The sequence below is a fragment of the Bifidobacterium sp. W8114 genome (assembly GCF_016101165.1).
GTDB classification, from domain to species: Bacteria; Actinomycetota; Actinomycetes; order Actinomycetales; family Bifidobacteriaceae; genus Bombiscardovia; species Bombiscardovia asteroides.
Genome location: NZ_JACFRA010000002.1, coordinates 308,073 through 328,200, shown reverse-complemented (window position 1 = coordinate 328,200; position 20,128 = coordinate 308,073). Strand labels below are relative to the sequence as shown.

Annotated in this window: 15 protein-coding genes, 1 tRNA gene, 1 other RNA gene and 1 pseudogene; 13 read left to right on the top strand and 5 right to left on the bottom strand. The window is 60.7% G+C overall.

From position 1 onward, the window contains the following. Positions 1-78 precede the first annotated feature (78 nt). Both H3T89_RS04150 and H3T89_RS04145 read right to left on the bottom strand, forming a co-directional pair. Complete coding sequence (locus H3T89_RS04150) at positions 79-1,602, bottom strand: alpha-L-arabinofuranosidase C-terminal domain-containing protein (protein WP_198216297.1); 1,524 nt, start codon at positions 1,600-1,602, stop codon at positions 79-81. Positions 1,603-1,614: 12 nt separating this feature from the next. After that, positions 1,615-2,865, bottom strand: a complete 1,251-nt coding sequence (locus H3T89_RS04145; protein WP_110417726.1) for an MFS transporter — start codon at positions 2,863-2,865, stop codon at positions 1,615-1,617. A gap of 196 nt (positions 2,866-3,061) precedes the next feature. On the opposite strand from H3T89_RS04145, the gene H3T89_RS04140 reads away from it, so the two are divergent. Continuing rightward, positions 3,062-3,772: a TetR/AcrR family transcriptional regulator gene (locus H3T89_RS04140; protein ID WP_015022539.1), complete on the top strand. Its 711-nt coding sequence runs from the start codon at positions 3,062-3,064 to the stop codon at positions 3,770-3,772. A gap of 26 nt (positions 3,773-3,798) precedes the next feature. On the opposite strand, the gene glf is transcribed toward H3T89_RS04140, so the two are convergent. Further along, positions 3,799-4,977, bottom strand: coding sequence for a UDP-galactopyranose mutase (gene glf / locus H3T89_RS04135; protein ID WP_015022538.1), 1,179 nt, complete (start codon positions 4,975-4,977; stop codon positions 3,799-3,801). 237 nt (positions 4,978-5,214) lie between these two features. Here glf and ffs point away from each other — a divergent pair. The 9 genes and pseudogenes from ffs (at position 5,215) to H3T89_RS04090 (ending at position 15,635) form a co-directional block, all read left to right on the top strand. Then, positions 5,215-5,305, top strand: an RNA gene (gene ffs / locus H3T89_RS04130) — signal recognition particle sRNA small type. A 98-nt stretch (positions 5,306-5,403) separates the two neighbouring features. Continuing rightward, a complete protein-coding gene (locus tag H3T89_RS04125) occupies positions 5,404-6,423 on the top strand; it encodes a phosphatase PAP2 family protein (RefSeq protein WP_015022537.1) in 1,020 nt (339 codons plus the stop codon). A gap of 149 nt (positions 6,424-6,572) precedes the next feature. Next, entirely contained in the window at positions 6,573-9,449 is a 2,877-nt protein-coding gene (topA, locus tag H3T89_RS04120) for a type I DNA topoisomerase (protein WP_015022536.1), read from the top strand. Further along, positions 9,446-10,099 (top strand): annotated as a pseudogene (gene tmk, locus H3T89_RS04115) (dTMP kinase); the annotation flags it as partial. The gene topA and the pseudogene tmk, both read left to right, overlap by 4 nt. A gap of 323 nt (positions 10,100-10,422) precedes the next feature. Next, positions 10,423-11,583, top strand: a complete 1,161-nt coding sequence (locus H3T89_RS04110) for a DNA polymerase III subunit delta' (protein WP_015022534.1) — start codon at positions 10,423-10,425, stop codon at positions 11,581-11,583. A gap of 65 nt (positions 11,584-11,648) precedes the next feature. Then, entirely contained in the window at positions 11,649-12,221 is a 573-nt protein-coding gene (locus H3T89_RS04105) for a YbhB/YbcL family Raf kinase inhibitor-like protein (RefSeq protein WP_015022533.1), read from the top strand. A gap of 158 nt (positions 12,222-12,379) precedes the next feature. Then, positions 12,380-13,906, top strand: a complete 1,527-nt coding sequence (locus tag H3T89_RS04100; RefSeq protein WP_015022532.1) for a C69 family dipeptidase — start codon at positions 12,380-12,382, stop codon at positions 13,904-13,906. 39 nt (positions 13,907-13,945) lie between these two features. Continuing rightward, positions 13,946-15,466 (top strand): formate--tetrahydrofolate ligase, encoded by a 1,521-nt coding sequence (locus H3T89_RS04095; RefSeq protein WP_015022531.1) that lies wholly within the window; start codon positions 13,946-13,948, stop codon positions 15,464-15,466. Between the two features lie 95 nt (positions 15,467-15,561). Further along, positions 15,562-15,635, top strand: a tRNA-Lys gene (locus tag H3T89_RS04090). A gap of 156 nt (positions 15,636-15,791) precedes the next feature. Here the strand turns inward: H3T89_RS04090 and H3T89_RS04085 are convergent. Continuing rightward, positions 15,792-15,992, bottom strand: coding sequence for a hypothetical protein (locus tag H3T89_RS04085; RefSeq protein ID WP_015022530.1), 201 nt, complete (start codon positions 15,990-15,992; stop codon positions 15,792-15,794). Continuing rightward, complete coding sequence (locus tag H3T89_RS04080; protein ID WP_015022529.1) at positions 15,989-16,561, bottom strand: hypothetical protein; 573 nt, start codon at positions 16,559-16,561, stop codon at positions 15,989-15,991. The genes H3T89_RS04085 and H3T89_RS04080 overlap by 4 nt, the downstream gene beginning before the upstream one ends. Positions 16,562-16,949: 388 nt before the next feature. On the opposite strand from H3T89_RS04080, the gene H3T89_RS04075 reads away from it, so the two are divergent. The 3 genes from H3T89_RS04075 to H3T89_RS04065 all read left to right on the top strand — a co-directional run bounded on the left by H3T89_RS04075 (position 16,950) and on the right by H3T89_RS04065 (position 20,103). Continuing rightward, a complete protein-coding gene (locus tag H3T89_RS04075; protein WP_044090940.1) occupies positions 16,950-17,534 on the top strand; it encodes a hypothetical protein in 585 nt (194 codons plus the stop codon). 322 nt (positions 17,535-17,856) lie between these two features. Next, positions 17,857-18,591, top strand: a complete 735-nt coding sequence (locus tag H3T89_RS04070; protein ID WP_015022527.1) for an MIP/aquaporin family protein — start codon at positions 17,857-17,859, stop codon at positions 18,589-18,591. 165 nt (positions 18,592-18,756) lie between these two features. Further along, a complete protein-coding gene (locus H3T89_RS04065; protein ID WP_015022526.1) occupies positions 18,757-20,103 on the top strand; it encodes a metal-dependent hydrolase family protein in 1,347 nt (448 codons plus the stop codon). The last annotated feature ends 25 nt before the right edge of the window (positions 20,104-20,128 follow it).

Below are 20,128 nucleotides of genomic sequence, written 5' to 3'. Positions count from 1 at the left end.
CGGCCACATGCTGTTTTATATGTTTGAACGGCGGATTGCGGGCATGGTGCCCAACCTGCCGGTTGATGCTTTCCGCTGTCAGACCATGGCCAGGTCGAGCACATTCACTGAGGCCGGATCCAGGCGGACCGTAATTTCACGTCCTTCGGGGATGTCCGAGACATCGACCCGGCGAGCCCTGACCTGGTTCGGGTCCGATCGGGTATTGCAGGCATGTGGATCCTGCGTTGAAAGGCTTTGCATGCCTACAGGACGCACAGGCTCAGGCAGGGTCAGCCTCGCTTCGGTGGCGGAGGCCATGTCGGTGTTGACCAGGTCCACCATGATGTGTCCGTTCTTGACCGAGGCAAAGACCTTCAGGGACGGGTTGTCGGCTTCCGGCAGGCTTTGGATTGCGCGGGCCCCCTGGTGGCACCGGTACATCATGAAGACGTCGTAGTTGGGGGTCAGGATGGTGGCTTCGTCCTCGGTCAGGATCAGCGAGTTGAGGACGTTCAGGGTCTGTGCGTTGCAGGCCATGGAGACCTTGTCGCACCTGGATTGAAGGATATCCAGCGTCAGGGCCGAGGTGACCGCGTCGCGCATGGTCACCTGCTGCCGGAGCGCCGGACGTGCAGTGAAGGCATCGCCATGCCAGTTGCCCCATTCACCCATGACCAGATCGACCTTTGTCAGCCTGGAATCCATGGTGCTCTCAGGGTGGGGCATGGCGGCCAGGCAGGCCTGCATCAGATTCCACTGCTGGTCGATGACCTCACCGAGCTCGAGGGCGCCTCGAATCACACGATCCCAGCCATCCTGATCGAATCGGGTGGAAGTGTCGTCGGGGTGGTCGATGTTCCAGTTGTAGAAGTGCAGGTCGTAGGCGGCGATGGGCGGCTGGCGGTACTGGGCCAAAGCCTGGAAGAAGTCCCTGGTCCAGCGCACTCGTTCCATAGGCTTGTTTCCGTCTGGACCGCAGGCGATGGGCCGGATCATCGGGGGCTGGTCCGCGTTCTCGGCGAAGGAGGGCATGGCCGAGGCGAACATCCGATAGCGGTCCGCGTACATGGACGGGGTCATCGTCCCCCCGCCGGCCCAAGGCTCGTTCCCCAGACCCCAGAACTTCACGCCGTATGGGGAGGGGTGGCCGTTGGCGGCACGCATGGCTGACATGGCCGTGCCCGATGGACGGTTGCAGTACTCCATCCAGTCGCGCATCTCGGCCACGGATCCACTCATCATGTTCACGTTGATCCAGGGTTCGGCCCCAATGGCCTGGCACAGGCGGAGGAATTCGTCAGTGCCGAAACCGTGTCTGTCAGGTTGGTAGGTGCCGAAGTTCTCGTTGTATCCCACCGGACGCTGATTGCGGGGCCCGACTCCCTGACGCCAGTGGTAGGTGTCGGCATAGCAGCCGCCGGGCCAGCGCAGCAGGGGAGGCTTCAGTGCTTTCAAGGCCTTGAGGGCGTCCGTGCGGATGCCATTGGTGTTGGGGATGGATGAATCCGTGCCCACCCATAGTCCCTGATCTATGCACTCGCCGAGGAATTCAATGAACTGGCCGTGCAGGTAGGGGCTGATGGTGCCGGTGGTCAGGCGCGGGTCGATGTGGATGCTCAATGTCTGGACTCCTTACTTGATGGTGCGGATTCGGCTGATGAAGATGCAGGCCAGCAGCACCAGGACGATGGCGGTGGGGAAGACCAGCTGGTAGGACTTGGTCACCGAGACGATCAGCGAGGTCACCATGGGCCCCACCATCTGACCCAGGGTGGTGGCGATGTTGAGGATGCCCAGATCCTTGCCGGCCTCCTCGGCATTGGGCAGAACGTCCACGTTGAGTGCCTGGTCGACCGACCCATACATTCCGTAGCCGAAGCCGCCGATGGCGGTGAACAGGATCATGCCCACGGGGCTATGGATGATCCAGGGCATGGCGTAGCCCAGGGCCAGAAGCAGGCTGGCAATGACCACGGGCATCTTCCTGCGGCCGATTCTGTCGGAGATCGGCCCTGCTCCCAGGGCCGCAATCATGGAGACCACAATCAGCACCAGGGACATGGTCGACATGGTGGCCGCCGAGTCCTTGACGGACTGGCCCATGTAGTCCTGGAGGATGAAGAGCTGGTAGTTGAGAATCATGTAGTAGCTGAACAGGAGCAGGGAACGCCCCGCAAAGGCCAGCCAGAAGTCGGGCGCGTGGCGAGGCGGGCGGAAGGATTCCAGGATGGAGCGCAGGCTGCTGCTCAGAGCGGGCATGTCCTTGGAAGAGGGTTCCTTGGGCCAAATGACCACTGTGACAAGGCCGGCCACGCCCATGACCAGGCCGGACATGATCCAGCCGGGGATTTGCATAGTGATGAACCGGGCGCCGACCAAGGTGCCCAGGGAGTTGCCCACCAGATTGCCCGCCGATATAAATGCCGACATGGTGGCCCGTTGTGATTCGGGAACACGGTCGGACAGGGAGGCGACTACTGGCGAGATCATCATGTTCAGGCCGACCATGGCCAGGCAGTAGAAGATGCCGATGATCCAGACGTTGGCAATGATACCCATGAGGAAGAGCGAGATGCCGGCTATAAGGCCACCGGAAACGACCCAGGGGGTTCTGCGGCCGAAGATGGAACGGGTCCTGTCGGACAGGTTGCCCACGATCAGGTTGGATACCAGGGAGGTCAGAGCCGTGGTGGCGTTGAAGACCCCGGATATGGCAACCTTGGACCCCGGAGCGATGTCGGTCAGGCGTTGGGGCAGCAAGACCGAGGCGACGATGGACAGGGCCATCATCCAGAACAGATTGAAAATGAAGAAGGCAATGCAGTATCGGCTTTTGGCTGCGGTGCCGAGCTCCTGCCCGCCTGCTGAATCGGCTTGTGTCATTATCCGACTCCCTTTCTTTTGGTGCGTCTGTGCACAGTGGGGAAGCGCCGTGCTTCCCATATTGTTTTATATCTTAAATATATAAAACAAGCAAGAGAGCAGGTACGCATGGGCGGTTCCCATTTTGGGAACGGGGTAGAGAAAGGGGCTATGCGCGGCCGAGGACGGTCTGTCGGCCAACGGTATGATGATTCTGATGAGTGATGCGAACAGGAAGACCAGCAACAGGGCGGGCGGCGATCAGGTCGGACGCCTTCCAGGGCGCCCGATCGGGGCTCGTCGGCGGATGCCCCCTGATGAACGTCGCAGACAGATAGCCCGGGTCGCCGCCCAGATGATCGCCTACTACGGTACCTACGGCGTCTCCATGCAGGCCATTGCGGATGCAGTGGGTCTGACCTTGCCGGGATTGCGTCATTATGCCCGCACGCGCGAGGAACTGCTCTCTTTGGTTATCCAAGTCTACTACGATCAGGGTTCTTTCACTTTTGGATCAAAGCCCGGCGAGCGCGATGAACTTGCCATTGGTCGAGACCAGGAGGGGCACTCCCTCTATTCGTTGCCTGGTTACCTGCGTCGTCTGGTCAAGGAGAACGCCGAGCGTATGGTCCTGGTCATGCTCTTCATGCATTTGGCTGTGGAGGCTCACGATCCTGCTCATCCCGCACACGAGTACTACCGTGATCGCCATGCCCGGATGATCGACTTCATGGACGGGATCCGCTGGAAGTTGCCTGAGCCCTATCGGGATCGGTCGGCCTTCCACCGGTTGATCAGAACCGTTTATTGTACCATGGATGGGGTGCAGATTCAGGCGCTGACCAATCCTGACGACGACATGATCGCCCTGTGGGCGAAGGCGGAACCCATTCTCTTCCCGTCACCCCAGTGGGATGATTGCCGCTAAAGTGTCGGCACGAATCGGGTTCGGTCTCAGTCCTTGGCGGGGCCTACCAGTGGAGCGATCCGCTTCTCCCAGGCATCCAGGGCCGAGTTGATGACCTGGTGCATGTCGTAGTAAGCGTAGGTGCCCAGGCGGCCGCCGAAGACCACCTTCGGCTGCTGGGCGGCCAGTTGTTTGTACTGGGTATAGAGGGCCCGGTCGTCGCTTGTGTTGATGGGGTAGTAGGGTTCGTCGCCCTTGCCGGCGAATCGGCTGTATTCCTCCCAGACCACGGTCCGCTCATGGTTCTGCCGGTCGTAGCGTTCGGGGTTGAAGTTCTTGAACTCAATGGCGCGGGTGTAGGGCACATCAGGATCGGAGAAGTTCATGACCGGGCAGCCAAAGTGGTCGTCCTCGTCGTAGCGGCGCTCCTTGAAGTCCACGGTCCGCCACTTGAGCTCGCCCAGGCGGTAGTCGAAGTAGCGGTCGACCGGGCCGGTGTAGACCACGGGGACCTGGCCCACCAGAGCATCCCGGTTCCAGGGCTGTGAGTTGTCGAAGAAGTCGGTTTTCAGGCTCACCTGGATGCGCGGATCGTCGATCATCCTCTCGAACCAGGCTGTGTAGCCGTCCTTGGGCAGGCCCTCCCAGGTGTCTTTGAAGTAGTGGTTGTCGTAGTTGAACCGCACAGGCAGCCGCTTGATGATTGAGGCGGGTAGCTGTGAAGGGTCGGTCTGCCATTGCTTGGCCGTGTAGTTCTTGATGAAGGCCTCGTACAGGGGTCGGCCGATCAGAGAGATACCTTGGTCATTCAGGTTGCCCGGGTCGGTCCCGGCCAGCTCGCCGGCCTGCTCCCGGATCAGTTCCCGGGCCTGTTGGGGGGTGTAGTGGGCGTGGAAGAACTGGTTGATGGTGCCTAGATTGATGGGCAGGGGGTAGACCTCGCCCTTGTGGGTGGTGTAGACCCGGTGGGTGTAGTCGGTGAATTCGGTGAAGCGATTGACATACTCCCAGACCTTGCGGTTGGAGGTGTGGAAGAGGTGGGCCCCGTACTTGTGGATTTCGGCCCCAGTCTCCTCGTCCATGTAGGAGTAAGCATTGCCGCCGATGTGGTCGCGCACGTCGATGATCCGCACCCGGGCCCCGCTGTGCTCGACCGCCTGCTGGGCCACGGTCAAACCGAACAGGCCAGCGCCCACAATCACCAAATCAGCATCCATATCAGCCATTCGTCTTCAGCCATCCATCCCTTGTCGCTATGATGCCGGGTCGTCTGCTGTCTATTGCCAGGGTCCGGCATGATTCCGTGATCAACCGCTGGAGTACGGCGATCCTGTTGTCTACATGCTAGCGGACAGGTCTGGTCAGGGAAGCAGCGGGCGGCAATATCGACCGAATAGGCACCTGGCATGGATGGGTTGGCGCTTTCCAATGGACAAGTGGAGCCTGTCTGCTATCATGGTGACTTGCTCTCACGTGGCGTTATGTCACCCAATCCCCCCAGGGCAGGAATGCAGCAAGGGTAAGTGGCCTCTGGCGGGTGCGTGGGAGTTTTCCATATTTGCACAGCCTGGGCTGGCTGAAGTCGTGAAAACAAAGCGTTCGTCGGACAGGGTGTCGGCTGTCGACCCAGGGGTTGGATAGAGTCTTGAGGTATGACCAACAAGCGCAAGCAGGGCGAAGCACAGCAGACCTGGTACCGGAGTCCGAATGAGCAGACCGAGGCGGACGGCAGCCATGTCGACCAGGATTCCCTGACGTCTCGCCCCCGGATTTCAGCCCTGGTTCTGTGCCTGGTCGTCGGCCTGGCCTGCCTGGGTCTGGCGGCTTTGGTCTGGTGGGCGGCCGTCTGGACTGTTCCCGGGCAGACCTATGACGACATGGCCCTGACCAACTTCCGAGGATTTCTTGACCAGGCGCCCCTGGTCAAGGCTTATCTGGGGCTGTTCACCATTCCCTATGTGACTGTGGTGATCTGCGTGGTGCTGGGTCTTGCGGCCCTGGTGGTTGTTCTGGCTCGGCACCGGTGGTGGCTGCTCGGCCAGGTTGCGGTTTATGCTCTGGTGGTCTACGTGGCGGCGCGCATTCTCAAACGCATCCTGCCCCGCCCTGTGCTGATCCATGCTCAGGCCTCCACAGCCAACTCAGCCCCCTCGGGACACACCATCTTGGCTCTTGCGGTGGTACTGGCCCTGCTCTGTGTGGTGCCCCGCATTTGGAGGGCCCCGGTCGCCTTGGTGGGGTTTGCCTTTGACCTGTCCGTGGGCTGCTCGCTGGTGCAGGGTGGCTGGCACCGCCCCTCGGACGTGGTCATGGGCATTCTTATTCCGGCCGGTCTCTGTCTTATTGCTCTGGCCGCCACTCGGGGAAGCGGGATGGATGTCCCTGGGACCAGAATGTCCTCGGCTTCTATTCAGATTGTCTCCACCCTGATGTTGGTAGCGGGGTTTCTGGGGGTTCTCTACGCTTGCTATGTCATCTGGCAGATCAGCCCTGGTCTGGAGATCGGCGCCCGGTGGACGGCCTACGGGGTTCACTGCTCGGCTGTCATAATGATGGCCTCTGTTCTGTCGCTGACCCTGGGGCTGGTTCTGGCGATGAGGCAGATCACGGCCTCGCCTCTGACCAGGATGGGACTTGTAGGTCGGCCTCCGGCTCCGCCCCAAAATGACTGAAGTCGATCTCTGGACGTACTGAACATCTCTGATTCATACCCCCACCTGACCCAGGGATTCACATCCATGCACATGGCCCCTTGATTTGCATGGTGACGGAACCTCGTGAGTAAGATGGCGTGCGAAAGACCACAATATAAGGAGAGGCCATGGCATCCGGCAATAAGCTCGTCATTGTTGAGTCGCCAACCAAGGCAAAGAAGATTGGCGGGTACCTGGGCAAGGGCTACACGGTCATGGCCTCGGTGGGCCATATCCGCGACCTGGCCCAGCCATCGCAGATCCCGGCCTCCCAGAAGAAGGCCTATGGCAAGTTCGGCGTAGACGTGAACGATGGCTTCAAGCCCTACTACATCGTGGACGATAAGAAGAAGCATACGGTGTCCGAGCTCAAGAAGGCACTGAAGAACGCCGACGAGCTCTACCTGGCCACTGATGAGGATCGGGAGGGGGAGGCCATCGCCTGGCATCTGGTCCAGACCCTCAAACCGAAAGTGCCGGTAAAGCGCATGGTCTTTCATGAGATCACCCCCGAGGCCATCAAGAATTCGCTCAAGCACACCAGGGACGTGGATGCCCACATGGTCGATGCCCAGGAGACCCGCAGGGTTTTGGATCGTCTCTATGGCTACGAGCTTTCACCGGTACTCTGGCGCAAGGTGGGTCCGGGGCTGAGCGCCGGGCGCGTCCAGTCTGTGGCGACCCGGCTGATTGTGGAGCGCGAGCGTGAGCGCATGGCCTTCGTCAAAGCCTCCTACTGGGATCTGCTGGTGCGTCTGGTGCAGGAGGATACCGGGGAATCGTCGTTGTCAGGCGGTTTTCAGGCGCGGATGATCAGCCTGGGGGAGCAGCGGCTGGCTGTCTCCAAGGACTTCACATCCAAGGGTCGGCTGACGGAAACGGCCGCCAAAGAGCAGGTCCTGCAGCTGGATGAAAAGCATGCCCGGAACCTGGCTGAGACGTTGAAGGATCAGGACTTCACGGTGACGGGTATGGAGACCAAGCCCTATCGGCGGCGTCCTCAGCCCCCATTCACTACGTCTACCCTGCAGCAGACGGCTGGCAACCGGCTGGGCATGAGTTCGCGGGCCACCATGCGTGCCGCCCAAGGGCTCTATGAGAACGGGTTCATCACCTACATGCGTACGGATTCGGTCACCCTCTCCCAGGAGGCCATTGCCGCTGCCCGAAAGGGGGTCGAGCGTGAATACGGGGCGGAATACCTTTCGACCGAGTCCAAGCAGTATGTGACCAAGACTGCCGGCGCCCAGGAGGCCCACGAATGCATCCGGCCCGCAGGCTCCACCTTCCATAGGCCCCAGGATCTGGCCGACCGCCTGGCTCCTGACCAGCTCAAGCTCTATACCCTGATCTGGCGGCGCACCCTGGCTTCGCAGATGGCCGACGCCACCGGGTCCACAGCCACCATCCGCCTGTCGGCGCAGGCGGGCAAGGAGGGTACGGCCCTCTTCCAGGCTTCAGGTACCGTCATCAAGTTCCCTGGCTTCCTCAAGGCCATGGACGCAGGCTCTGAGCAGACCGATGAGAGTTCTTCCCTGCCCCCGCTCCAGCAGGGGGACGTGCTTCGTGCTGCCTCCGTCGATCCCGAGGGTCATGAGACCCAGCCGCCGGCCCGTTATACAGAGGCCTCTCTGGTCAAGACCCTGGAGGCCAAGGAGATAGGCAGGCCTTCCACCTATGCCAGCATCATCTCGACCATCATCGATCGCGGATACGTCTATGAGCGCGGTCGTGCACTGATCCCCTCCTGGCTGGCATTTTCGGTAGTCGGATTGTTGGAGACCAATTTCCCCAAGTATGTGGACTACCAGTTCACGGCACAGATGGAGAATGGCCTGGACATGATCGCCCATGGCAAGGAGCGAGGCAAGGACTGGTTGACCCGGTTCTACTTCGGCTCGGGCCCGGGCGCTGCTCAAAACGCTGACGAGGCTCATCAGGGCCTGCAGGAGCAGGTGGCACAGCTGGGAGACATCGACGCCCGCAAGATCAACACCATCGAGATTGGTGATGGCCTGCAGGTAAGGGTCGGTCGTTACGGTCCTTATCTTGAGGATACGGCCGACCTGGATGCCGACGGCAACCCCAAGCGGGCCTCCTTGCCGCCCACCATGGCTCCGGACGAGCTGACTGTGGCAGCGGGACATGAACTGATTGCAGCCAATGCCGGCGGTCCCCGTCAGCTGGGCAAGGATCCGCAGACCGGCGGTCGGGTCGAGGTGCGTAAGGGTAGATTCGGGCCCTATGTGGCCCTGATCAGCCCCGAGGAGGAAGCGGCCGAGCAGAAAAAGCCGGCCGGCAAGACTGCACGAACAACCAAGCAGACAGGCCCTAAGCCCAAGATGGCCTCGCTCTTCAAAACCATGGATCCGGACACGGTCACCTTGGAGGATGCTCTGAAGCTGCTCAGCCTGCCCAGGACGGTGGGCAGTATCGAGCTGACCGATGCCAAGACGGGAGAAACCGACCAGGCCACCGTCACTGCCAGCAACGGCCGTTATGGCCCCTACCTGACGGCCACCAAGGCCGACGGCGGCACCGAGACACGCTCGCTGACCGACGAGGGGCAGATTTTCACCATCGATCAGGCCGGGGCCAAAGCCCTCTTTGACCAGCCCAAGTACGGACGGCGTTCCCGGAGCGCGGCCAAGCCTCCTCTTCGTGAGCTGGGCACGGACCCTGACAGCGGCAAACCCGTCACCATCAAGGACGGGTTCTACGGTGTCTACATCACCGACGGGCAGACCAACAGGACCCTGCCCAAGCAGTACACGGCCCAGTCCATCGAACCAGAGGTGGCCTTCCGCCTGCTGGCAGAGAAGCGCGCGGCCGGACCTGCCAAGCGGCGTGGTCGGACCACCCGCAAGTCTACTGCACGAAAGTCCACTGCTCGCAAGTCGGCATCCGGCAAATCCACAGCTGGAAAGTCGGCCACTCGCGCCCGCAAAACCACAAAGAAGACTAAAACCACCAAGATTTCCAAGACTACGGAGTATCAGGCATGAGCGATGGGTTGTTCATTTCCTTCGAGGGCGTGGATGGTGCAGGCAAAACCACCCAAGTCCAACAAGCACACAACTATCTGCAGGAGCGTGGACTACGATCTTTGGTTACCCGCGAGCCAGGCGGAACCCCTGTCGGATTGACCATCCGGGAACTCGTCCTTCACGGCTTGGCCGCTTTTCCCTCGGTGGCTGTGACCGGAGGTACCGACGTGGTTGATGCCTCCGACGATCTGGCCCCCAGGACCGAGGCCCTGCTCTATGCGGCGGATCGGGCAGAGCACGTGGCACAGGTAGTTCGTCCGGCTCTGGATCGTGGAGACATTGTGCTCTGCGACCGTTACCTGGATTCCTCAGTGGCCTATCAGGCCGGAGGCCGTGATCTGTCGGCGGATGTGATTCGTCGGTTGAGTCTGTGGGCCAGTCAGGGCCTTCTGCCCAAACGTACCTACCTGCTGGATGCAGATCCGTCTCAGTCCAAGTCACGTCTGGACCATGAGCCCGATAGACTGGAGTCGGCTGGCGACGATTTCCAGCAACATGTGCGTCAGGCATTTCTGCAGTTGGCTCAGAAGGAGCCCGACCGGTTCCTGGTTATCGATGCCACCCAATCCATCGACCAGGTCTGGCAGATCATCCAAGACGATTTGGACAAGTTGGTCGAAGGGCGCGAGCCAGATCTGCCACAGGTCGATGACGATCTCCCGGATGCCGATGATGAGAATGGCGACGCTGACGGTCAGGACGATGCCGACGAGGATGAATCGGCAGCAGGCTATGAGGACGATGAGCAGGGTGCAGAGCCGGACTGGATCGAAGCTACGGATACGTCCGATCAGGCATCGGAGGCTGAAGTTGACCAGGATGACCAGCCCATGGAGACAGGAACAGTAGGCGGGGATGCTGATGATGATTCGGTTCCTGTGGGTTCCCGCGCTCGCTGGCTGCTCCGGTCCCGACTCCTGCGGAAGACCCGATGAGCGTCTGGGATGCCATTGTGGGCCAGCAGCCCACGGTCGAGCTACTTGAGCGGACGGTGGCGGCCCAGGCGCAGGGACATGACGAGGTGGCGCAGTCCTGGCTGATCTGCGGCCCTCCTGGATCGGGGCGTTCCAATCTGGCACGGGCTTTCGCGGCGGCCCTGATCAGCCCTGACCAGGGATTGAACGACCAACCCACCCGCGTCACTCAGCAGGTTCTGGCCGGAACCCATCCGGATGTGACCATACTATCCACCAACAAGGTCACCATCGGCATCAACGAGGTCAGGGAGTTGATCATGACCTCGGAACAGATGCCTTCGACCTCGCGATGGCGGGTCATCATCATCGAAGATGTGGATCGGATGCTGGAGCGGACCACCAATGTGCTGCTCAAGGAGATCGAGGAGCCGGCCGAACATACCATCTGGCTTTTGTGCGCACCCAGCGCTCAGGATGTGCTGCCTACCATCCGTTCACGGACCAGGGTGCTCAACTTGGCGGTGCCGTCCAACACCGCAGTGGCCGATTTCCTGACTGACCAGGTGGGGGTGGACCGGGTCCTTGCCGCCAAGGCCGCCCGTCTGGCCCAGGGGCACATCGGCATCGCCCGTCTCTATGCCACCAGGGATCAGGTCCTGGCCGACCGTGATGAGCTGGTGGTGGGCCTGCTGGGACTTAGACGCGCTTCGGATGCCGTGATTCTGGCTGGCCGGGTGGTGGACGCGGCTCGGGATCAGGCCACCGCCACCGTGGACGATGAGGTGGCCAAGGACGAGCGGGAGTTTCGGCAGATTAACGGGCTTAGGGACAAGGAACGCATTCCCCGGCAGTTGCGTGGGGCCTATCATGCCTTGGGGGGCAAGGATCAGGTTCGCCGACGGGTCACCAGACTGACCCGGGATGTGCTGGACCGTAACCTGAGCACCTTGTCCAGCGTCTACCGAGATGTGGGCGTCCTGCAGAACGGTGCCGAGGAGAAGGCCGGCTTGGTCAATTTGGAGAATCGGGCGGCAATTGCTGATTTGTCCGTCAGACTCTCCAGACAGGGGGCAATTGATCGCATTCAGCTGATTGGCCGGGCTCGCAGGAGACTGGCTGCCAACGGTTCGCCGCTCCTGGTCTTCGAGGCCCTCTTCTGCACCCTGCTGGTCTGAGTACGAATTAATTTCTGGTCAAGAACGAGCTTGACCTCGTCGGCTGGGCGGGCGAGAATCGAATCATGAGGATTATCACTGATTTCGGCACTATTCCCGATCGGTACGCCAAGCGCGCCCCTCAGTCCCTTACCCGCAAGGGACGTCCTGTAGTTTCCTTCCCATTTCGGCTTGAAGGGGTGCCCCAGGAGGCCCGGTACCTGCACTGGATGCTGGTGGATCCGGACTCCGTGCCCGTGTGCGGCTTCCCTTGGATCCACTGGTCCCTGGCCAACCTGCCCATCGAGGCTTTGCTCGCCTTGCAGCCTGACGGGACCGAAAGCTCCGTTCTGGCGATTCCGGAGGACTTCTCCAGAAATCTGTCTAATCTGATTCCCGGCGTGCCCCAAGGGCGCACCTCGGCGGCCTCGCCCCTGGTCATGGAAGAGGAGATCGCCGACGACCCTGGCGTGCTTATGCGTTACAACGGCCCCACGCCTCCGGACCAGGTCCATGATTATGTGCTGTCGGTCTGGGCCACTCAAGGGTCCTTGCCCGGACTGGAGGAAGGGTTCTGGCTCAATGCCCTGGCCCATGCCATCCATTCCGCCCAGCCGGTGGCCGCAGCGGCTCGGGCCTGGCTGCCGGCTGATGCCTGACCTGGTATTGGGACGGTCTAGCACTAGAGTGAGGCCGTGCCCCAAGTGCGCAGGCAGCCGTCATCCCTGCCTGCCCACGCAGTCGGGTGTAAAGGCATCCCCCGACTTCCGGACTGGTGATGACAGTTGACCGCAACCAGACAAAGGAAGACGCTTATATGCCCTGCACCACGCTTCTGATAGGCAAGAATGCCAGTTACGACGGGTCCACCATCATCGCTCGGAATGAGGATTCAGCCAACGGGGAGTTCCGTCCCAAGCGTTTCGTATTAGTCGCTCCTGACCAGCAGCCCCGGCACTACCGCAGCGTGATCAGTCACTTGGAGATGGACCTGCCCGAGGATCCCATGCGCTATACCTCGGTGCCCAACGCCGTGCTCGATCAGGGGCTCTGGGCCGAAGCAGGCGTTAACAGCGACAACGTGGCCATGTCAGCCACCGAGACCATCACTACCAACGAGCGTGTTCTGGGTGCCGATCCGCTGGTGGAGCCCACCCCTGCTCAGGGCCGCCCCGGCGATGAAGGCTATCTGGCCGAGGTGCCTGGAGGCATCGGCGAGGAGGACTTGGTCACCATCGTCCTGCCCTACATCCATTCGGCTCGGGAGGGCGTCCAGCGGCTGGGTTCCCTGCTCGAGCGCTACGGCACCTACGAGATGAATGGCATTGCCTTCAGTGACGTGGACGAGATCTGGTGGATGGAGACTGTTGGTGGCCATCACTGGATCGCCAAGCGCGTGCCTGATGATTCCTACGTGACCATGCCCAACCAGCTGGGCATTGACGAGTTCGATCTGGACGACGCCTTCGGAGACCAGACCGACCACCTTTGCTCGGCCGACCTGCGGGAGTTCATTGCCGACAACTTCCTGGACCTGGCCGTGGAGTCGGCTTCACCCTTCAACCCCCGTGATGCCTTTGGCTCCCACAGTGATTCGGACCATGTATACAACACGCCTCGGGCCTGGTACATGCAGCGTTTCCTCAATCCCTATGACGAAATCTGGGACGGGCCGGACGCCGACCACACTCCCACCAGCGACAACATTCCCTGGTGCCGTCAGCCTGAGCGCCTGATTACCGTGGAGGATGTCAAGTATCTGCTCAGCTCCCACTACCAGGGCACACCCTACGATCCCTATGGGCGGACCGGCGACGAGCACACCAAGGGGCTCTACCGGCCCATTGGCATCAACCGCAACGACCAGCTGGCCCTGATTCAGCTGCGCCCCTACCGGCCTGAATCCTGCCGGGCCATCCAGTGGATGTCCTACGGGTCAAACGCTTTCAATGCCCTGGTTCCCTTCTATGCCAATGTGGGACGGACGCCTGATTATCTCACTAATGCTACGAATCGTGTCTCCACTGACAGCCTCTACTGGTCCGATCGGTTGATCGCTGCACTGTGCGACTCGGCCTTCGCCGGCACTTCAGCTGCAGTTGAACGCTACCAGCAGAGCGTTGGAGGCGTAGGCCATCGTCTGATCGCCGCTGCAGACGAACAGGTGGCCAGGCTGGAGGGCGCCGATAAGGGCACGGATAACCCCGAGGTCCGCCAGGTGCTGGAGGCTGCAAACCAGGACATGGCCGACCGTCTGCGCAAGGAGACCGATGACCTGCTGGGCCAAGTGCTTTATACGGTCAGCATGGGCATGCGCAACGGCTACCACCTGTCCGACAACTGAGCCATCCGATTGACAAGGATCATAAAGGAGGAGAGCCTCATGACGGGCTTCGACGATTACGTCAGGCCATACGGCCTGTTTGACAAGATCGATGCCTTCGGCTACCTGAAGGATCTGCAGGATCATCCGGATATGCCGCGCAAGCATGGCCGGGTGCTGCTGGTCACCGCAGACACCCCGCTGAAGGCCTCGCGTGGCGAGGGCAAGACAACCACCACCATCGCCCTGATCGACGCCCTGCGTGCCCGGGGAGTGGACGCCGCCGCAGTCCTGCGTCAGCCCAGCATGGGCATTACCGCTGCCGGGTCCAAGGGTGGCGCCTCTGGTGGCGGCAAGTCCTCCCTGACTCATCCTGAGCTGGTGGATTGGGGACTGTGCGGGGAGATGGCGGCCATCGAATCCGCCCAGAACCTGCTGGTTTCCTTTGCGGAGAAGGCCGTGGACGAGGGTCGGTTGGACACCGTTCTGGTGCCCCGGGTCAGCGAGGTGCCCTCGCGGTCTCTGAGGCAGATCACTGTGGACCGAGGCAAGAGCGATCTGCCTGAGCGGACCGTGCTGACGCCCACCTGCGAGCTCATGCAGATTGTGGTGCTCTCCCGGAGCATGGAGGAGATCGAACGGCGCGTGGCCGCCATGGTCGCGGGAACCCTGGATGGCCGTCCGGTTACCTTCGGGGAGTTCGTGGACCTGTGGCGGATCACCGGCATTCTGACAGACGCGGTCAAGCCAGCCTTCACTGAGACCTTGGAGGGCTCTCCGGTCTATGTGCATGGCGGGCCATTCGCCAACGTTTCCATCGGCATCCCCAGCCTGGTGTCCGTGGAGATGGCCTGCGCCAGGCACGATGTGGTCGTCGTCGAGGCAGGCTACGGAGCCGATGCCGGCGCCCAGAAGTGGCTGGACATCGCCGCCCGCGAGTATGGGGCCCAATGGCCGGCCGCAGCCGTGGTCGTCACCCGTGCCACCACCTGGCGGGACGATCCCAAGCTGAGCTGGCGCTACCCCTTCCACGTGCACCGTCTGGAGGGACTGGGCATCCCCACCTTCCCGCTGATCAACCTCTGGGAGGGTGAGGACGACCAGGTGGATTCCTTGCGGGAGACCGCCGACGGCCTGGGCTTCCGCAGGCCCATCGTGGGCAACCTCTTCCGTGACGGGGGCAAGGCCCTCGAGCCTCAGCTGGACGATCTGATCAAGGCCCTGCAGGAGCCCGTAAACGCCCAGGCGGATACAGCCAGCCTGCATGATATGTCCGTGCCGGATCGGATTCGCTGGATCGCCCAGAGCGCCTACGGTGTGCCGGCTGATCGGGTCGTCGAGCGTGAGGGATTCCAGGACAGTCTCCAGGCGGCCTCCGACCTGTGCAGCAAGGTGGGCATTTCCCTCGAGGATCTGGTTGTAGTTGCGGTCAAGTCGCCGGCTACCATGACCGACGATGACCGGGCCGACCAGGACAGGCGCACAGTCACCCTGAAGAAGGTCGAGGCCCATACGGGTGCCGGCCTCCTGCAGGTGAACCTGACCACCTCCCTGACTACTCCCATGCCCAAGATCGTCTGAGCAGGCCATGCATGGATTCGGCAGACCTGTGACGCGCCGTGTTGCGGGCCTGCCGAAACCGTGTATAGTATCTACTTGGCTCTTGAAAGTGCCCTGCCCCTATAGCTCAGTTGGCTAGAGCAGCTGACTCTTAATCAGCGTGTCCGGGGTTCGAGCCCCCGTGGGGGCACAGAGTCAAAGCCCTACAGCCGCAAAGGTTGCGGGGCTTTTCCTTTGTCTACGCCAAGGTCTGCAAGCTCCAAAATGTATACTAAATTGCATCGGATTATTCCGACACTCCCGGAGTATGGAAAAAGCCCCGCCGGAGCGGGGATTATATTTTGTCTTACTTGAACAGGTACCAGAGGCTGAACGTCGTCTTCCGGTAGATCTTGTTGTAGGCGGCTTTCCTGGGGTTCCGTATCCACCCCACACCCTTCCTCCCGTAGCCGGGTATGAGGGTCTTCTTCGCCTGCTGCTTCCACTTGCCCGTGGTTCGGGTCTTGCGTGAGCGTCTGGGGCTGGGTGTTCGCACGCCGAATTTCATTGGAGCGGATACTCCCATCCATGCCCTTCGCCCATTTGCGGGTAGTACAGGGTTCCGTCCAGAGAGGGTACATCGAATATGACCTTGCCCTGTGCTTTTGCATTCTGATTCAACGAGCCCGGAAGCTTGTCGGTTTGTACCATGCAGGATTCGGCAGCCGAAGATCCCGGCATTCCGTTCCATTGTGTGCCGTCTTTCTGGATGAGCTGCCACCGGTAGGAGGTGCCGACATCCAAAGAGCCGTATTTGTCGGGATCGTATTTCTCAGTTGTTTTGGCATTTATGTCGAATTCGACGAAATGGCCATGCTCCGGCTGCTGATGTTCGGGGTTTGAGCAGGTCGGGTCAGGGATTATCTTGGTCACCGTCCAGTCGGCCATGTCATTGCCGTCTTCGCCGGTGATGCCGGCCTCGTCGCCAATGTGTTTGACGATGTTGCCTCGGCTGTTTTTCTTGGGCGTTTGCGATGCCGCGGCTGGCTGGGTTTGAGTGCTGTTGGCTGCACCGCAGCCCGATAGGCCCAAAACTAGTGCTAAAGCGGCTGCGATAGCAGCGACTGGCCTTTTCATTTTTCCTCCTTGTCTGCTTTGACTCTCAGCAGATTATCAGCAAGCACAGAACTGCCTAATTGCTTTTGTGCTGTACACATATGTTTATGTGGTTTGCCCTCTGACGTGTTCTCTGCTTGTGGCTATGTTGTTGTATATGAAGAAGGTGCTGCGTATCTTCGCCAGTGTTGTCGTGGGTGGCGTTGTCCTGTTTTTCCTGGCTGCGGCTTTCGCCGGCAGTCCCGTGATCGGGGTAGTTCTGACGCTATTGCTTGTGTGGGTTCTTGTCTGGCGGCGTCGGAGGGCACACGGAGAACGTAGACCGGATGGGCAGCCGTCGCATCGGGGCGCAAAGCCTATGCATGCCAGGAAAACTCAGGGTGAAGGTTGGTCTGATGGCTCCGCTCGGGTGGACGAAGAGAAACATGCAGGCCTTGGTTTCCATGTGCAGCCGCGTCCTGATGATTATGAGGAGACTCCGCAGGAGCGTGAGACGAGATTCCGCCGCAGCTATCTGGCCGACATGGACTGCACTCCCTGCAATGCGAAGCCCGACGGCAAGGTGGTAGCGGAAGTGGAGGACTGCAGGGGCGTGGATGTCGGTCGGCGTCAGGATCATCAGGATTTGTTTGCTCGGTATGGCAAGGGCGTATGGATATGGGTGTGGGTCACCAGGAGCCATGTGCAGTCCGATCTGCATCGGCAGTGGCCCACCATAGAAGTGTGGCTGGATGGCGAGTCAGCCGGCTGTCTTACCCCTTTGCAAACATCCCGGCATTATCTTCAGGTGCCCGAGGACGGTTGTGTCACGCAGGCGCATATTTGTCAGGATCCTCATACGGGCCGATACCATATGCGCGTCGAGCTGCCGCCGAAGCACAAGGAGATCGACTTGTCTCCATACATCATCCGCGACCAGGCTGTGGCGGCCTCCGACCGGCAGATCATCGCTTCCATTGCTGACGGCCGAACCGACGGCTTGGCGCATGGGTGAGCTGCTTTGATGATCTGCCGAGAGTATGAAATCCACCCGGGACACTGATGGTCGTGCATGGTTCTCAATGCGTCAAAATCAGCAGTGGCTGGCATAGAATATTTATGCCGGTTTAAGTGCAGTCGTGTTGATGGTGACACGCGGTTGGGGCTGGCGCGATATCGGATTTCAACGAATCACTTGAATCAATGGAGATCATGAGCGCTTCTCGGCCTAGTGCCATCACCCGTTTTTATTGAATGATGCCCGTGCCTTGGCCCTTGTATGACCGGTAGGGAGGAAGGGGCTCCAAGACGGCATCGAGAGAGGGGTGAAGGGCCGAATGGAATATTCGCTCATGACCAAGCTGGCCGCTGAATGTGTCGGCACTGCCATATTGATGATCTTCGGCAACGGCGCGGTCGCCGATGTGGATCTGGAGGGCACCAAGGGTCATCATTCCGGCTGGCTCACCATCGCCATGGGTTATGGCTTCGGAGTCATGTTTCCTGTGCTCATGTTCGGTGGTGTGTCCGGGGCCCACATCAACCCGGCCATGACTCTGGGACAGGCCGTCATCGGCATCTTCCCCTGGAGCCAGGTTCTGCCGTATATTCTTGCGCAGTTGATTGGAGCAGCTCTGGGCCAGCTGGTCGTCTATGCCTGCTATTTCCCGCACTACCGCATGACCAAGGAGCCGGCACCGATTCTGGGCACCTTCTGCACTACCGATGCCTCGGGATCACCGGTCAATTATTTTATCAATGAGTTCTTCGGCACGCTGGTGCTGGTCCTCGGAGCCCTTTGCTGCCTACAAGGTCCGTGGGGGTCTAAGGGGTTGGCTGCCGCCTCCATAGTTGTCGGCTTGATCGTTTGGGGGCTGGTCACCTCTCTGGGCGGTCCCACCGGCCCTGGCCTGAACCCCGCACGTGACCTGGTACCGCGCTTCCTGCACTGGATTCTGCCCGTGCCCAATAAGGGGGACTCACGCTGGAACGAGGCTTGGATTCCGGTGGTGGCCCCCATCATTGGTGCCATCGTCGGAGCTGTGATTTTCAAGAGTCTTTTCGCTGCCTGATCGGCTGCTCGGTGAGAACAAGGTCCCGGACCCCATCTTGGAGGCTCAAAACCTTATCTATCGCGTTGCCACGCTTGAATGGTTCGTCCTGCCATGGATATGATTGACCATATATGCCCGATTCCTCGCAATGAGTGCATCGGAGATGGGAAGGCAGGTACGACCATGGGGCGTCTTCAAGGTAGGAAAGAGCGCGAGCCGTTTGTGCTCGAGCATGCCAGCATCGCGACCGGTGATGAAAAAGGCACGGTCCAGAAGGATATGTCTGTTCTGGTGTCCGCGGACGGTCGGATAGAGCAGGTCTGCCCGACTCCGCTGGCTTACGTGCCTTCCGGATATCACCGGATCAACGCTACGGGCAAGTTTGTGGCCCCTGGACTCATCAATGCCCATACCCATCTCTTCGCCGATGGCAAGCCCTTGTCTGGCGGTACGGATTTGTCACCGCGTGTGGTCGATGCCGGTTTGAAGGTGGTGCACAGCCCCGCCGGCAAAGTCCTGATGGATGCCAGGATCAAGGGCAATGTCTCCACGCTGCTGAACTCGGGAGTAACGACCATTCGTACCCTGGGCGATGTGGGCTATGAGGCGGTTCGCCTGCGTGACAAGATTGATGCCGACGAGCTGACCGGCCCGCGCATGCTGGCTGCCGGTCCCCTCCTGGCGATTCCCGGGGGGCATGGCGATCCCTTCATCGCCCTGTCCTGCTCCTCTCCCGAAGAGGCCAGACGTCGGACCAGGGAGAACCTGGATCATGGTGTCAATGCCATCAAGGTGGCTGCGACCGGTGGTGTGACCGATGCCACCAAGCTTGGCGAGGCCGGCAGCCCACAGATGACCGAGGAGGAAATGGCCGCTGTCTGCGATGAGGCCCATGAGTTTGGTGTGCTAGTCGCAGCACACGCCCAGAGCCCCGAAGGGGTCAAGGCCGCTCTCAAGGCGGGCGTGGACACCATCGAGCATGGCAGTGCTCTGGATGACGAGATGATTGGGCTCTTCCTTGACAATCCGCGCTCGCTTCGTGGTTTCTCTGCCCTGGACCCCACCCTGTCCGCCGGATTGCCGCTGGTCAAGATCAGCCAGCAGGAGCTGGGAATCAACGACATAGTCCGTGGCAATTCCGAGCTGGTAGTCGACGGCATGGTCAAGAGCGCCAAGCAGGCTCATGAGAACGGTATTGCCGTCGGCGTCGGCACCGACACCGGCATGACCTTTGTGCCCCAGTACGGCACTTGGCGAGAACTCGACTATCTGGTGCGGTACGCTGACTTCACCCCGGCTCAGGCCTTCCACGCTGCCACCCAGGTCAATGCCCGAAACCTGGGCTTCGACAATGTCACTGGTTCGGTCGACACGGGCAAGGATGCGGATCTGATCGTCCTTGACGAGGACCCTGCCAAGAATGTGCGGACCCTGTCTGATCCCAAGCTGGTCATCGTCCGCGGTAAGCCGGTCTGGCGGCCCGAGGTCAAGCATTTCGAGGAGATTGATCGCCTGCTCGATAGCTTCTGATTATTTGCTTTGTAACCATCCAGAG

What these genes read in the sequence shown, in the direction of transcription:
- H3T89_RS04070 (WP_015022527.1), top strand. Translation starts at nt 17,857, where the DNA reads ATGGAATATTCGCTCATGACCAAGCTGGCCGCTGAATGTGTCGGCACT.
- H3T89_RS04080 (WP_015022529.1), bottom strand. Translation starts at nt 16,561, where the DNA reads ATGAAAAGGCCAGTCGCTGCTATCGCAGCCGCTTTAGCACTAGTTTTG.
- H3T89_RS04065 (WP_015022526.1), top strand. Translation starts at nt 18,757, where the DNA reads ATGGGGCGTCTTCAAGGTAGGAAAGAGCGCGAGCCGTTTGTGCTCGAG.
- H3T89_RS04100 (WP_015022532.1), top strand. Translation starts at nt 12,380, where the DNA reads ATGCCCTGCACCACGCTTCTGATAGGCAAGAATGCCAGTTACGACGGG.
- glf (WP_015022538.1), bottom strand. Translation starts at nt 4,977, where the DNA reads ATGGCTGATATGGATGCTGATTTGGTGATTGTGGGCGCTGGCCTGTTC.
- topA (WP_015022536.1), top strand. Translation starts at nt 6,573, where the DNA reads ATGGCATCCGGCAATAAGCTCGTCATTGTTGAGTCGCCAACCAAGGCA.
- H3T89_RS04145 (WP_110417726.1), bottom strand. Translation starts at nt 2,865, where the DNA reads ATGACACAAGCCGATTCAGCAGGCGGGCAGGAGCTCGGCACCGCAGCC.
- H3T89_RS04095 (WP_015022531.1), top strand. Translation starts at nt 13,946, where the DNA reads ATGACGGGCTTCGACGATTACGTCAGGCCATACGGCCTGTTTGACAAG.
- H3T89_RS04110 (WP_015022534.1), top strand. Translation starts at nt 10,423, where the DNA reads ATGAGCGTCTGGGATGCCATTGTGGGCCAGCAGCCCACGGTCGAGCTA.
- H3T89_RS04125 (WP_015022537.1), top strand. Translation starts at nt 5,404, where the DNA reads ATGACCAACAAGCGCAAGCAGGGCGAAGCACAGCAGACCTGGTACCGG.
- H3T89_RS04140 (WP_015022539.1), top strand. Translation starts at nt 3,062, where the DNA reads ATGAGTGATGCGAACAGGAAGACCAGCAACAGGGCGGGCGGCGATCAG.
- H3T89_RS04105 (WP_015022533.1), top strand. Translation starts at nt 11,649, where the DNA reads ATGAGGATTATCACTGATTTCGGCACTATTCCCGATCGGTACGCCAAG.
- H3T89_RS04085 (WP_015022530.1), bottom strand. Translation starts at nt 15,992, where the DNA reads ATGAAATTCGGCGTGCGAACACCCAGCCCCAGACGCTCACGCAAGACC.